The organism is Mesorhizobium sp. M1A.T.Ca.IN.004.03.1.1 (assembly GCF_003997555.1).
GTDB lineage: Bacteria > Pseudomonadota > Alphaproteobacteria > Rhizobiales > Rhizobiaceae > Mesorhizobium.
Window position 1 is genome coordinate 124,984 of record NZ_RZTV01000009.1, and the last position, 13,537, is coordinate 138,520.

A 13,537-nucleotide genomic window follows, 5' to 3' on the forward strand; every position below is an offset into this window, starting at 1 on the left:
AGGTGCACGTCCGGTTCTGCGAGGGGTGGTGAGAAACGGACCGCTGCAAGGCGGCACCGCGCTCGCCACCTACTCTACACGTTACCGTGTTCCGCGACGATCTCGACGAGGCTGCCTCCGTCGAAGAGCTTGAGGGACTGTCGAACAAGAAGCGCCGCGCCAAGCTCGACGCCATCCGGGACGCCTGCCGTGCGTATATCACAGGCCCGCTGCGAGACTTCCTCACCGCTCAACTTGTCGACACTACGAACGGTGCCGGCCGGATGGAGATCGACGAAGCCGATGCCGATGGTCAGACCCTGCTGCTCTGGTATCCCGAGGTCGAGCCGCGTGATGGCGCCTATGTGCGACCGGTCATACGCCTCGAGTCCGGCGCGAAATCGGCGCTCGATCCCAATCGCCCCATCGCGATCACGCCCTATGTCGCGGAGGAAGCGGCAGGTATTGACCTGGCCGTCGCTGCCGTGACCACGATCGAGGCGACCCGCACCTTTTGGGACAAGGTGGTGATCGCCCATGGATTGCGCCGCTGGTACGAGCGGCGCGGCGAACTGCGGCAGGAAGGACAGCGGGTTTCCCGGCACTATTATGACCTGCACTGTCTTCTCGGATCCGAGACTGGAAAGGCCGCGCTCGGCGATCTCGATCTTGGCGCCGACTGCGTGCGGCACGCACGAATGTTTTTCGACCGTCCCGACTATGACCTCGCCTCAGCAGTCCCGGGCAGCTTCGCGATCGCGCCCGCTCCAAAGATGGTGGACGCGCTCACGCGCGACTACGCCAATACGGCGGCCATGATCTTCGGCACTCCGCCGAGTTTCGATGACATTCTGGAATCAGCGCGGCAGATTGAGCAGGACATCAACACCCATTCGTAGTCGCCTGGCCACGTCGCCGGGGGCATCATCAAGGCGTTGTCGAGCAAATGGTCTGCTACTTCAAACCCGAGGACATCGAAAAACTACACGCTGGCCGAGAGGACATGCATCGGGATCGTTGTTCCTGCAGAACCGCACGTATAAGGATTGGCTCCATGCGCAGCAGAGCCGTGTTCACCCGCCCGGGCGATGTCTTGCTTCAGGGGGGATACTGCCCTACGAAACTGCTCGTGCCTTGGGGCAATTGGGGGGCCGCAGTACATGTTTTCACCTCACGATGAGGATCGCTTGGCATTCGGGCCAGGTGGAATGGAATATCTGTCCGGCGCACTCGTCGAATTCCAAGGACGACAGGGCGCTACTTTGAAATGCGGTTAATGACCAAGAGAAGCATCGATTTTGAACGGCTCTTAAAGAGTCGATTGGTAATTGCGCGATTTGGCGAAATGGATCTCGCGAGGTGGTGGAATACCAGGGGTCAACTTGGCAAATTAGGCGCGGCAACTCTGCGGCGTGGCTTCCCTCGAACCCACCGGTTTGCACAGGCCCGCGCGGTCTTTGCTGTAGCCGCGCAGCGATGCTCTGAGATCTTCGAACCGCCCGGCTGCGTAACGCTGTGGCGCCTGCCGGAAGCGATCGAGGACGAATTCGACGCGCGTTGGGAGCACTGGCTCGACAACGCGAAGGAGTGGACTCCCTTCTTCGAAGACCTTGAGGGGCTGCAGGGCAACGACCTCACGTCGACACTCCGCGCCTTCGAACTCGTGAGCGAGCAGGACCTTGCGAGTGTCCCAAATCTACGTCGCGCAGCCGACGGACGCTCCGTACCGCTGCCGGGCGTGTTTTCAGGCACCGAGGCCGACCTTGCGCTCCTGACTCTTGGCTTTGCACGTGGAGAATCCGGCGTGCTGGCGGTCCCCTACATGAGGAGGGCAGACGCATGACGTCGGCGTCGCGCTCGAACGTTGTTTCGTCCTTTATACAGAAGATGCTCGACCTACAGGCGGTTGTTCAGAGCCTCGGCGTCAAAGGCCGAGGTAAACACTGGATTGTCGTTACCTCGCAAGAAAAGCTTGGCGAGCTCGTCAGCGGCCTCGATGACAAGAAGATCGAGCTTGCGCGCCTGATGGACCGCTTCCCTCTGCAGGTCCATTTGGAGCCTTCCGACATTTCGGAGGTCACCAGCCGACGCGTTCTGTCCAAGAACGCGCCGGCGCAGAAGGCATTAGGACAGCTCTTCGACCAGCACCGGGGAAGGTTCACTGAGCACACCCGCCTCACCGCCGATATCAGGCTGCCAGAACTGACACGTGACAGTTTCATCGACCTCTATCCGCTGCTGCCCTACCAGATCGATCTAATTATCCAAGTAGTCTCAGGGCTTCGCACGCAGGGTGGAGCTAGTAAGCACGTGGGCGGCGCAAACCGCACCATCATCAAGCTGGCGCAGCAGCTAGTGATCAACCCTGCCGTCAATCTTGCAGACCAGCCAATCGGTGCCGTGGCCCGCCTTGATCAAGTCTACGATCTCGTCGAAGGCAACATTGGCTCTGAGGTGCGGGCGAAGATCTCGGCCATTTCGAAAGAGCTTGAACACCCCCTGGCACAGCCGGTCGCGAAGGTCATCTGCCTGCTGCAGTACGTGAAGAGCGTTCACCGCACCGCGGAGAACATTGCCGCCGCGCTCCATCCCGGTGTCGCCGGGGATTCACAGCTCGCCGCAGTGAAAGACGCGCTGCGTCAGCTTGAGGCAGCTAACAAGGTTCGCCTCAACGGGCGGCGAAAGCGGATATCGCGTTGATGATCTCGGAAGCATTGCCTCCCGGCGTGGAAACCTTCGATCTTCTGGACGGGGTCTATGTCGCCAATACCAAATGCGCGATTCCGATCGCCATCATGCTCCGGCAATCCCTGATCGAGCTGGCGAACTCCCGCCTCGCCCAGGACGGCCAGGCTACCAAAATGGAGCAGGTCTATGGCTATCTGACCGGTCCCCGGTTCCGCCATCGCGTCGAAGCGATCGTCGAAAAGTTCTCTGATATGCAGGAGGACCTGGCCAAGGAACGCAAGGCCACAACACGCCTGTGGGCCAAGCGGGAGGCCCAGATCCAAGGCGTGATCGAATCGACCGTCGGGATGTACGGCGACTTGCAAGGTATCGCCGGAAAGGTGATGCAGGAGATTGAGGCCTTGGATGTGCTGGCAATAGAAGCATCCCGGCCCGATACCGAATAGGCCGATATGCAGCTCAGCAGCAAAACGATTGGCAATCTGGAGCGGCTTCCGCAGATGTAACGATCGGACCCCTTCGGATGGCGTGAGCAAAAGAAGCCCGCCGCACCTGAGGCAAACGTCGTCGGCCGATCGCTGTGGCCTATCAGACCGCGCGCTCGAAGGCACGGCAGGTGAGGGTCGATGTCGACGCGCGGATGAGAGGCATGTGGAGGTGAGCCGGTAATCGAGGCGGACGAGTCGTGGAAGACGCAGTCACAAGCGAAGCTGCTAGGGCCGAGAGGCCTGCGCTGCAGAGCAAGATCATCCATGTAGATATGGACGCGTTCTACGCTTCGGTAGAGCAGCGCGACAAACCGGAGCTGCGGGGCAAGCCGGTCGCCGTCGGGCACGCCCTCGAACGTGGCGTGGTCGCAGCTGCGAGCTATGAGGCTCGCAATTTCGGCGTTCACTCGGCGATGCCCTCCGTGACGGCGAGGCGCAAGTGCCCTGATCTGATTTTCGTCAAACCCCGGTTCGACGTCTACAAGGCGGTCTCCCAGCAAATCCGGGAGATCTTCGCCGAGCACACGCCACTGATCGAACCGCTTTCGCTGGACGAGGATTTCGACGTGACCGAAAACATGCACGGGATCGCCACGGCGACGGAGATCGCCGAGGCGATCCGGACGAAGATCAAGGCGAAGACCGGCCTTACTGCCTCAGCCGGTGTCAGCTACAACAAGTTCCTCGCCAAGATGGCCTCCGATCAGGGCAAGCCTGACGGGCTATTCGTTATCACGCCAAAGATGGGGCCGAGCTTCGTCGAAGTGCTCCCGGTGAAAAAATTCCACGGCATCGGTCCTGCCACCAATGCGAAGATGAGGGCATGGCGTTGAAAGTACGCTCAGCAACGATAAGGTCGAACGAACACAGAAAAGGGTGCATTCATTGACGTCTCTGGAGCGTCCATCGCATTCAGCGTTTACATTGGCTCATCCAGCCAAAATCATTCGGATAGCCGAACTATCTGCTTTCATTAGATTTTCGGCTTAGCGTTGTTTAGCGGGCTTTTAACGCGATCCCCTCATCCACCGCTTTGCCGGCTCCGACATAACGATATTCACCCAGTTCGAGGCGAATTTCGGCGCGAGCTGGCAAGGTCGGCTTGAACAGACCTATCGCTGCAACCAGCTCATCGCCGAAACCGCCGCAAGCTTCGTGCAGCGCAATCCCGCTCAGCTGAAGAAGTCGGTGCGGTCGACGCGGCCGGCGATCGCAAGATCGATCCGAGTCATTCCGATCGAGAGCGACCGAGGTAAACTCGACTTCGGCGGTGCCTGCCATCGGCTGTTCAAGCGCCTCGATGTCTTTCTCGGCGGCATCTCAGCGCAGTGGCGGAGCGATGCGCGCCAGAAACTGAAGGTGATGGTGCTCTGGCGCCACAACCAGCTTGACCCGTTCAAGGGATCAAGGCCAACCTTCGAGAACATCGATGTTGCTGGACTGTCGTTCCATCGAGCCAAGGGGCTTGAAGCAGACTACACGATCCTGCTCGACGTCAGCGAAGGTGACTACGGTGTGCCAAGCAAGATCGAGGATAATGAACTGCTCAATCTGGTCATGCCGCGTCCAGAGATATTCGAGTATGCCGAGGAGCGGCAGCTATTCTACGTCGCCCTGACCCGTGCGAGCCGCGGCGTGTTCCTGCTCACGAACAGCGAAGAACCATCTCGATATATCCGCGAGCTTTCCGAGATCGCCGGCGATAACCTGCGCTCTGAGTCCATCGATGGGGAGCCCTTGCGTCAATGTCCTGCCTGTCGTGTCGGCCAGATCGTGGAGCGACGAGGACGCAATAACCGCCGCTTCTTCGGATGCACCCAGTATCCCATTTGCGATCACACATTGCCGCTGACGTGAACGACAGTCACTCATCGCCCTAATGGTTCTCGGCCTCAAACTTTTTGAGCAACGACGTCGCCAGACCTTGGCCCTCGAAATAGAGGCCGATTTCATCCAGCGGGTTGTCGTCCAGACCTGACGCGGAGCCCCAGTTCAGGCTGCTGACAACGACATGATCGCTGTCCCAGGCCAGAAACTTGGCATGCAGTTGCGGCTCGGGCACGCCCGCAAGCTCGACGATGCCGTTGAGCCGCTCACGGTGCCTCGTCACATGGCCGCGTTTGACTGGGCCGGAGCGGCGCGAGTAATAAACCCGGACATCGCTCAGTCGCCTTCCGGCAACTTCAGCCGGATCGAACAGGGCCGGCACCATGTTGGCGCCCACCCTGTTCGTGCAGCAGATGAAACGCTCTTGCGCCTCATGGGCAGCGACGCGCAGCAGGCGCTCGTGATCGCCAGCATGAAGAACCGTCATCATGGCGGTCGGCGTCTGGCTCGCTTCAGGCCTCGATAGCAGGCTTCGCTGACGCCGCAGCTCAGAGGCCATGAACTGAAGCGTTTCGACGGATCGGCTGGCGCTGGACAGCTTGGAAATGATTGCGCGGAGCAGATCCAGTGCCTCCGCCACCGCGTTGCCCTCGCGGAGTTCGGCCGAGACTTCTACCGCCGAGAAAGGGGAGGAAAGCCAGTTGCACGACCCCATGATAACGACTGCACCATCCTGACCGTCATCGGCGGCAAGGAACTTCGCGTGGCTGCCTACCGGGTCCCTTTGCACCTGGAGGTAGCCCCTCGTCTGGCGGACGGCGGACAAGCGGAGGAAGAGTTCCTGCATGGCCGTGGCGTGCTTGGCGCGATCAAGCGATGTGCCGAAGAATAGATGGCACCTCACGCCTCGCCTGCAAGCATCCTCCAGCGACCGCCAGATGCGTTCGCGGTTCTCTTTGCCTTTTTCGTCGGACTGCGATGCCACGAAGGTCGAAAGGACAAATATGTTCGACTTGGCCGCGCCCACGATCTGCTCGAAGCGGTGCAGATGCTGTTCGGAACCAACGACAAAATGATCGGCGTCAAATCGTGTTTCGATCGGCGCAGGGTCATCTGCTGGCGGGGTCGTGGTTTTCGGCAGAACGCCGGTCTTGATCGTCGCTTTAAGCGCCTCGACAAGCTGGTCGCTTGCCCCTTGCCGCAAGACGCCGTCTCTCACCTCATCAAGGTCAAGCACGAGAAATCTGGGCTCGAGGAAAGAGCTGTTGGCCTGGACGCCTCGTAGCCACTCGCCGGGCCTAAGCGCTCCCACCATGAATTGGTTGACACGCTGCATCATCGAGTAGTGGGTTTCGGGTGGCTCCCCCTTTGGGAACGTGATGATCGCGCCTTTGGCGGGAAGCTTGGTGACTGCAATCGTGTCAACGTCCCGCGTCCTGAAAACGGATTGTCCGACCTTCTCATAGACAACGCTGATGCCGATCTCACGATCGGCCGTCCGTTCCGGAAGCGCGCGCCCCGCGCGTATGAAGTCATGACCGACGCTGCTGGTGGCCAGAACCGGTTGCGGCGACAGCCTGACTTCGACGAGTCCGAATTGCATCAGCCGGGCGACGGTGGAGCCGACCACCTGTCGGGGGATCTTGAGAGCCTCGGAGATGTCATCGATCGTTCCTGGACTTCGATCCAGCGACAGCAGGATCATTTCCTCAACGGGGCTCCAGCCCCATGTCCTCTGGACGATACCGGGTGCCCGATAGTGCCAGGCCGGGATGTAGATGTTATTCACAGGGGCAGCCTCCCCTGCTCGTCAACGGCGATGACGGAAGCAGCTGTGCCAGTGCCTGGAAATTCGGCCTCGGACAGGCGGGCAATTTCGTCGAGCATGATCCGCAGAAAGCCGAGTTCGTCCTTGAGCCCGTCGGGGTCGATCCCCTCCACGGCGTTGCGAATGAACTGCCGGCTGGTTGCCAGGATCAGCTTGTACTTGGCGCGACTGAGCAGGACGTTCAGCCGTTGGGGATTCGTCATGAAGCCGAGGGCCCTCGACCCAACGAGCACGTTGTTGCGCACAAGGCTGGCGACAACCACATCGGCCTCACCGCCCTGGAAACTGTCGCTCGTGTAGACGAACTTTCCATCGCCTCGGGGGCTCGCAAAGCCAAACAGCGTATCCGTCGCGGCATCAATCTCAGGCTTGATGAGCCGGTCGATGTGATTCACCTGCGCCAAATATGGAGAGAGCACGACGAGCGTCGGCGTCGGCTTGCCCTTCCGGATGATCGGCCGTAGTTTTTTCATGGCTGCCAGCAATGCCGTTGCTTCGACCTCATTGCGATAGGAACGCTTCACCGGTTGCTCGAATGCCCGCCGCTTGACAACGCTGAGGGATGGCAGATCGATGATCACGATCGGAGAGGCAGGAAATCCTTCCACGCTCTCCACCACATACTCGCGGGCTTTCACACGTTCCGAAGAGATGAGTTGCCGCTTGTAGAAAGTGTTGGAAACCAGCTCGCATATGGCAGGATGCATGCGGCTCTGCTCGCGAAGCGTGTTGGCGATCGTGCTGGGGCGGTTTGTGTCTTCCGCCCTGGTCTCTTCACGCGTCGCGATGGATCTGAACGGTTCCTCAAGGCGGGACGCCACGGCGAGGACGTCGCTAAGCAGGAACGGATCAGCCTTCAAAGCTTCTAGCGCAAACTCCACCTCGTCCGGAAGGTCGGAAATCGCCGTAAGCTTCTCTTTCGCGTCGTGCAGCAGCTCGCTCGCCCGCCCGGGATCGTAGAACTTCTGACGGTCAGCGGCGTCGAAGGGAGACAACTGATTGTGATCGCCGATCATCACCCGGCGGTTTCCGAGAAGCAGGGCACCGATCAGTTCCGCGCCATTGGCGCGCGCCGCCTCCTCGATGAAGACCCAGTCGAACTGCTCGCCATCGGCAATCATTTCCTCAAGAACATGCGATGAGGTGGTCGCGAGCGTCACGTCCGACGAGCGAAGCATCAGATTGTCCGTGTCGCGTAGCGCGCGGTCGCCAATCGACTGGTCCGAAATGTCATGAGGACTGAGCGCCTGGATGATCTGATTGAGCTGGTTCGTCATGACGGCGGCGCTGTCCGAGTCGGGCTTTGACACGGAGCGCAGCAGAGAACGCGAACACTGCCTCAGCGTGCTCTCTTTTTCGTTGGAGCGCGAGCGCTCAACGCGAACGACGATGGTGGATTCCGCCGGGAGGAATTTTCGAAGCTCGTCCTCCATGTGAAGGAGCGTCTCATGGTTCTGTGCGGATACGAGGATTCGAGCATCGGCCGTTTGATGCAGGATGCTCTTCACAAGGTGTGAGATCAGAAACGTCTTTCCCACGCCAGGTGGCCCGACAACCACATTGATGGATCTTCCGGCGACGATCGACTCCCACGCCTCGATCTTGGATCGCTCCATCTTTGCGTCAGGTGGCGGCGGACCAGGAACCGCGATTTCGCGCAGCACCTCATCCATTGCGACCTGCGTCGGATCGTCCAATGCCCTGAGAAGCTCGACATTGGACCTGGCGGCCACAATGTTCTGGAGCCGTCGCCGAATGGCCCGCTCGGTTCCCGTGTCCTTGCGAGGCCGGAGATAGAGACGTTGCCCCGGCGGGATTGACAGGTTGGTCGCGAAGGCGAGCGCCGTCTTCCCGTTGATCAGGCTGCTACCCTCATAGTTAAGTTCCGGCACCCGCTCGCGGCCAGTTGCCAGGCTCGCTGCTTGCGACAGCGTCCAGTTCGCTTTTCCGTCGTCATACTTGAGCTCGCGCCGGAGCGCTTCGGCTGCCGGACGTAGTCCCATCGTCTCGCGCTGGGCATCACGTTGCGCATCGTCTCGAGGTGCCAACCAGACGACATTTGCTTCCACGTTGGCAGGGAAGAGCACGTCAACTGGATAAAGGCGAAACTGCTCTCTCAGCAGAGTGAACGCTTCGAGGAGGATCAGGGCGAACCACATTGGAACGTCGTTCGCCCCATTAAAGGCCCGGACTGGCTCCAGGAGGTCCCGCCATCGCTTGGCGCCCGGACCGAGGTTCTGAACCCGCTCTTCGGCCCCTGCCCGGTTCCTGGAGAGGTGGAGACGATGGACTATGTCCACCGCGCCGTGCATCCATTCGTTCGAACGGCGCTGGTGTGCCCCTTCGATCATCCCGACAGACTCGCTGACGATCCGTATGTTGTAGACTGCGAGATCCGTCATTAGGCGTGCGATGTCGGCGCCCGCAGGGACGAGGCGGACGCCAGCCGAAAGCAGATCGTCGGCGACGAACTGCACGACCGCTCCGCCGTCGGCCGCGGGTATGGTCCCCGACGCCAGTGCAGGCAAATCGCTCTGCACCACGTTCCTTGATGGGTAGAGAATCAGTTCACCATCAGAACTGGATCCGACCCGGTCGAGTTCGGTGACGACATTCCGCAGCTCTTCCAAGACGATGGCACCGTCAAACAACTGGAACTGGGGTGGACTGGCCAGCCGGTCCAGCATGCGGCGTTCGACCGACAATAGTGACGGAGGGTTGTCACCATCCAGCCCGAGAACAGAGCCGGCGACTGCGGCAAGATCGACCCAGTCCTGTCGGAATGAAATCGCGGCGGAGGTGCGAAGAAGATGCGTGGACCCTCCAAGATCGCCGTCGGAGATATGAACGCATGCCTCGACGCCCCCGAGACACCAGTCGGTGCGGTCGTCCCGGTGCGAAAATATCGAATGCGCGTTCACACCGCCGTGCACGATGCCCGCGTCGTGACATAGAGTGAGAGCTTCTGCGACGCGGACCAAATTCCGCCAGAACACGCCACGGCTTGCATTTGTCAGAAAGCGACCCTCTCTCGTCCTCCTGCGGTGGGAGGCTGCTGAAATCGGGCCTCCCGGATCCACCATGACGATGGCGAGTTCCTTCTGGTCTTCGGCAATTTCCAGCACATCGACCAGAACGTCCCGAGCGCGACGGGACGAAAGCACGCGCCTAATCCGCCTCAATCCGCGGGCGATGATCGCTCTCAGGTCATCGTCGAGCGCCGTACCCGTCTTCTTGAACAGGCGCAGGAGGTACCTTTCACCGTCCGCGATGCCGACAGCCGTTCGAAGGTGGGAGTCCCATCCTCCCATTACTCGCGCGTAGGAGTCTGCTGCGAATGTGAAACGTGAGTCTAGCGGCGCGATACTCTTCTTCTTGACTGCGGCCATACAGTTTCCAGCCCGTGAATACTTCTGTCCTAGCAGATTCGTGGCCGCCTTGCCGTCTCAGATCGCAACAATCTGCCGCTCAGCCGATAACGTGCATGTTGAGCTCCGAGAGCTCATGCCAGTCACGGTAGCCTAGAACCCGCGCAAGTGCCTCATGCACTATTGCGAGGCTTAGTTCGGTCGCGGCGCGGGCCAGATATTTTGCAGCCTGTTTCGACCGAATGAGATCGGAAAAGTGGATTCGCATGGACCGCTCCGGCGGTCCTTGCAACGGCATGTGCAATTCGGATCGATCGGCAAGCCAAGAAGGGGCTGCTCTCAGCAGCCGGAAGACGACCTCAAACACAGGCGACTCGTTTAGGGTGCCAGCCCGATCGTGTAGCGCGCAGCGATCCGCCAGAACCTCCTGATCTAGGTCGGTCTGGTCGTCCGCTGAGGAGCCGCCGACACCGCAGCCGTGTGGACGGCTCAGCGGCCAACGCCTATCTGTGATGGCGCTTGGTCGAGTGCGGAGGAAGTCATGGATTTTGAGAAGGCTGCTGAGGCGTTTCGGCGAAAGGAACTCGAACTCGATTTCGCGACCATCACGATCGAGCAGTGCAAAGAAACCGAGCCTGTCACCTATGTTGGACCAGGGTACTTTCGGCAGGACGCGAGCGGCAGACTGGAAGTCAAATGCTATGCCACCACAACGCCGGAGGTGGGAATCGCAGCTTTCAATCGGCAGATGCGATCGACCTCCGGAAGCTTGTAACTCACTTGGAAATGCAGGCGGTTCATCGTCCCCGTTGCAGTTTGTGACGGTGACTCACCCCTCGGGATCGCGAGCACGCGTTGAATCTGGGCGCTATGGGCCGGCTCCTCGAACGACGCATATCTGAAGAAAGACCGAATGGCCGTGAGGCGGAGATTCCGGGTCCTCACTGAGGCGGATCGCTGTGTCTCGAGGTCCTCCAGGAATGCGCCGATGAAAGGCGCGTCCAAATCCCGCAGTGTCAACTGCGACGGAGACCTGCCAAGGCGTGTCTGCGCGAATGCAAACAGGAGCCGGAAGGTGTCGCGATAGGAGGCGATGGTGTTGGAGCTTACGCCTCGATGTCGCATGAGCCGATCGGTGAACCACCGCTCGATCAGCACGGCCAGATCGTTCGGGGCACTCATGAGCGAGCCTCCCACCGCTTATCCAGCAGTCGCGCGGCATGGGTCATTAGCTCCGGCGCGGCGGATAGATACCAGTAGGTGTCGCGAACATTGGCGTGGCCGAGAAAGGTCGAGAGGACCGGCAGTTCCCGCTCGACATCTTCGCCCGCACGATACCAGTTGGTCAGGGCCTGGACGGCGAAACGGTGACGAAGATCGTGAATCCGCGGACCATTGCGCTGCCCCCGCTGCCGCAGACCGATCTGTCGCGACAGCTGCCAGAACACCCGGTGCACGTATTGGTGCAGCAATCTGCCGCCCTGCTCGGCGACAAAGAAACAGGGGCTACGAGGCGCGACGAGATGCGCGTCGCGTCGCGCGGCATAGTCCGACAGCACGGCGACCGTCGTGGCATGGAGCGGGACCAGCCGCGACTTGCCGAACTTCGTCTCCCGAATGGTGAGGATACCTTGGTCGAGATCGACGTCGTCCCGGCGCAGGTCGAGCGCTTCGGAATGGCGTAGCCCGGCCACCGCAATCAATCCGAACAGGCAATGATATGTCCAGCGACGCAGGGCGTTGGCCGGCGGCAGCGACAGTGCCGCCGCCAGAAGCGCCGTGATCTCAGCATCGGTATAGATGTAGGGCTTTGCCCGCCGCGCCGGCGACACAGCGTCTTGAGGTGGCACTTCCGTCAGGGGGTCGAAATGAGCGAGGTGCTGAGCGAAGCAGCGCACATCGGTCAGGCGGATGGACCAACTCGGTTGTCGGCCGATCAACGTCACCCACTTCATTGCCAGCGCCGTGGTGATGGTCTCGGCGCCGCGAGCCTCCATGAAGGTGACGAAATCCGACAACCGTCGGGCGGGCCCGTGGTACTTGTATCCCAACCCCTGGCGCATGCCTACATAGCGCTCGAGCGCTGTTCGAAGCCGGCTCATTCGGCACCTCCCGGCCACGGCAGGCTCAGTTCGCGCAGCTTCTCGATGTCGAGCTTGGCATAGATCCTTGTGCTGTCGATGCTCCGGTGGCGAAGCAATTGGCCGATCTCGGCAAAGCTGGCCCCCGACCGCAGCAGGTCGGTCGCAAGGCTATGGCGGAAGAGGTGGGCGCCGTGGTGCGCATAGCCGTGAATGCCTGCCCGCTCGAGTGCCTGCTTCGCAATCATCGTGATGGCGCAGCCGGAGGCAAAGCCGACATGTGGAGCAAGCGTTCGCACAAACAGGCGGCGGCACGGTGAAGCTGGTCGCCCATGCCGGATGTAAGCGACGATAGCTGTGCCGACGTCGTGGCGTAGCGGCATCGTCGCTTGTCGCCGCCCCTTGCCATGGACGAGGATCTTGCCTGACCGCCAGTCGATGTCATCAAGACTGAGGGCCGCAACCTCGCTGGCGCGCAAGCCGAGCTTGGCCAGGACCATCAGAACTGCATAATCCCGATGCCCCATTGCCGTGGTCCGGTCGCAGGCATCGAAAACCTGCTGGACCTTCTTTGGCGGCAGGAAGGTTGGCAAGCCCGCAAGCCGCCATCGGCGGATGGACGGCACGCAATCGGCCAAGGCCATCGAAATGAAGCCCTTCAGATGCAAATAGCGCAGGAAGGCACGCACCACCCCGCACATCGCCTTGCCGCTGTCGGCGGAGCCATCGAGAGCATGTCGCTCGACATAACCGATGACGATCTCCGGGGTGAGCGCTGCAAACCCCTCTGCGCCAGCCGGACAGACCTCCTGCAGAAATCGGCGTGAGAGCAGCTTGTGGCTTTCCACCGTCGAGGCGGCGAGCCCTCTCTCATTCGTGAGATAAGCCGCGAACACATCAACAATCTGCTCGTGCTCCGTGCGCTCAATCGGAAGAGCGGTTGGTATCAAACCTTCTTGCCGTAACGCGGAAAGCAAGCGCCGGAGCGCCGATCGGGCGCCCGAATCGATGCTCCAGTGTTTGGAGCGGTGCTCAAGAAACCGCTCAACATGAACTTCGCTTAAATCCTGGAGATCGTGCCCGTTGCCGACATGCCAGTCTATCAGCTCGCGAAATAGGCTTAGCGATCGCCAGGTGCATTGCCGACCGAAGCCTTCGTCCGACAATCTGCCCGCGTAAACGCGTGCAAACTCGCCATACGGCCCGTGGATCAGCTTCCGATACAGTGTGCTGCGTTGCAGATAGTCACTTGCGTTCATGTGTCCTCTCCTTCGCGTC

At 60.6% G+C, this 13,537-nt stretch carries 10 protein-coding genes and 3 pseudogenes; 7 read left to right on the forward strand and 6 right to left on the reverse strand.

Annotated elements, in window-relative coordinates; genetic code table 11:
- The first annotated feature begins 86 nt into the window (after positions 1–86).
- The 6 genes and pseudogenes from EOD29_RS24240 (at position 87) to EOD29_RS24265 (ending at position 5,012) form a co-directional block, all read left to right on the forward strand.
- Entirely contained in the window at positions 87–878 is a 792-nt protein-coding gene (locus EOD29_RS24240; protein WP_206520488.1) for a nucleotidyl transferase AbiEii/AbiGii toxin family protein, read from the forward strand.
- Between the two features lie 377 nt (positions 879–1,255).
- Positions 1,256–1,822 (forward strand): BrxE family protein, encoded by a 567-nt coding sequence (locus tag EOD29_RS24245; RefSeq protein ID WP_127248133.1) that lies wholly within the window; start codon positions 1,256–1,258, stop codon positions 1,820–1,822.
- Positions 1,819–2,679 carry a hypothetical protein gene (locus tag EOD29_RS24250; protein ID WP_206520489.1) on the forward strand — a complete coding sequence of 287 codons (861 nt, stop codon included), beginning with the start codon at positions 1,819–1,821 and terminating at the stop codon, positions 2,677–2,679. Before EOD29_RS24245 ends, EOD29_RS24250 begins: the two co-directional genes overlap by 4 nt.
- Positions 2,649–3,113, forward strand: a pseudogene (locus tag EOD29_RS24255) (DUF2130 domain-containing protein); the annotation flags it as partial. The gene EOD29_RS24250 and the pseudogene EOD29_RS24255, both read left to right, overlap by 31 nt.
- A 239-nt stretch (positions 3,114–3,352) precedes the next feature.
- A pseudogene (gene dinB / locus EOD29_RS24260) lies at positions 3,353–3,976 on the forward strand (DNA polymerase IV); the annotation flags it as partial.
- Positions 3,977–4,310: 334 nt separating this feature from the next.
- Positions 4,311–5,012, forward strand: coding sequence for a topoisomerase DNA-binding C4 zinc finger domain-containing protein (locus tag EOD29_RS24265; RefSeq protein WP_245475402.1), 702 nt, complete (start codon positions 4,311–4,313; stop codon positions 5,010–5,012).
- Positions 5,013–5,031: 19 nt separating this feature from the next.
- Here the strand turns inward: EOD29_RS24265 and EOD29_RS24270 are convergent, their stop codons facing one another.
- The 3 genes from EOD29_RS24270 to EOD29_RS36045 all read right to left on the reverse strand — a co-directional run bounded on the left by EOD29_RS24270 (position 5,032) and on the right by EOD29_RS36045 (position 10,446).
- The gene (locus EOD29_RS24270; RefSeq protein ID WP_127248134.1) at positions 5,032–6,771 is read right to left on the reverse strand and encodes a MarR family transcriptional regulator; all 1,740 of its coding nucleotides are present in this window, start codon (positions 6,769–6,771) and stop codon (positions 5,032–5,034) included.
- A complete protein-coding gene (locus EOD29_RS24275; RefSeq protein WP_245475403.1) occupies positions 6,768–10,199 on the reverse strand; it encodes an AAA domain-containing protein in 3,432 nt (1,143 codons plus the stop codon). Before EOD29_RS24275 ends, EOD29_RS24270 begins: the two co-directional genes overlap by 4 nt.
- 79 nt (positions 10,200–10,278) lie before the next feature.
- Positions 10,279–10,446 carry a hypothetical protein gene (locus tag EOD29_RS36045; protein ID WP_164763815.1) on the reverse strand — a complete coding sequence of 56 codons (168 nt, stop codon included), beginning with the start codon at positions 10,444–10,446 and terminating at the stop codon, positions 10,279–10,281.
- A 273-nt stretch (positions 10,447–10,719) separates the two neighbouring features.
- Between EOD29_RS36045 and EOD29_RS36050 the strand changes: the two genes are divergently transcribed.
- Entirely contained in the window at positions 10,720–10,953 is a 234-nt protein-coding gene (locus tag EOD29_RS36050) for a hypothetical protein (protein ID WP_164763816.1), read from the forward strand.
- Positions 10,954–11,015: 62 nt separating this feature from the next.
- Here EOD29_RS36050 and EOD29_RS24280 read toward each other — a convergent pair.
- The 3 genes and pseudogenes from EOD29_RS24280 to EOD29_RS24290 all read right to left on the reverse strand — a co-directional run.
- Positions 11,016–11,360 (reverse strand): annotated as a pseudogene (locus tag EOD29_RS24280) (site-specific integrase); the annotation flags it as partial.
- Positions 11,357–12,280: a tyrosine-type recombinase/integrase gene (locus EOD29_RS24285; RefSeq protein ID WP_127248135.1), complete on the reverse strand. Its 924-nt coding sequence runs from the start codon at positions 12,278–12,280 to the stop codon at positions 11,357–11,359. The pseudogene EOD29_RS24280 and the gene EOD29_RS24285, both read right to left, overlap by 4 nt.
- Entirely contained in the window at positions 12,277–13,518 is a 1,242-nt protein-coding gene (locus EOD29_RS24290; RefSeq protein WP_127248136.1) for a site-specific integrase, read from the reverse strand. Before EOD29_RS24290 ends, EOD29_RS24285 begins: the two co-directional genes overlap by 4 nt.
- Between the last annotated feature and the right edge of the window lie 19 nt (positions 13,519–13,537).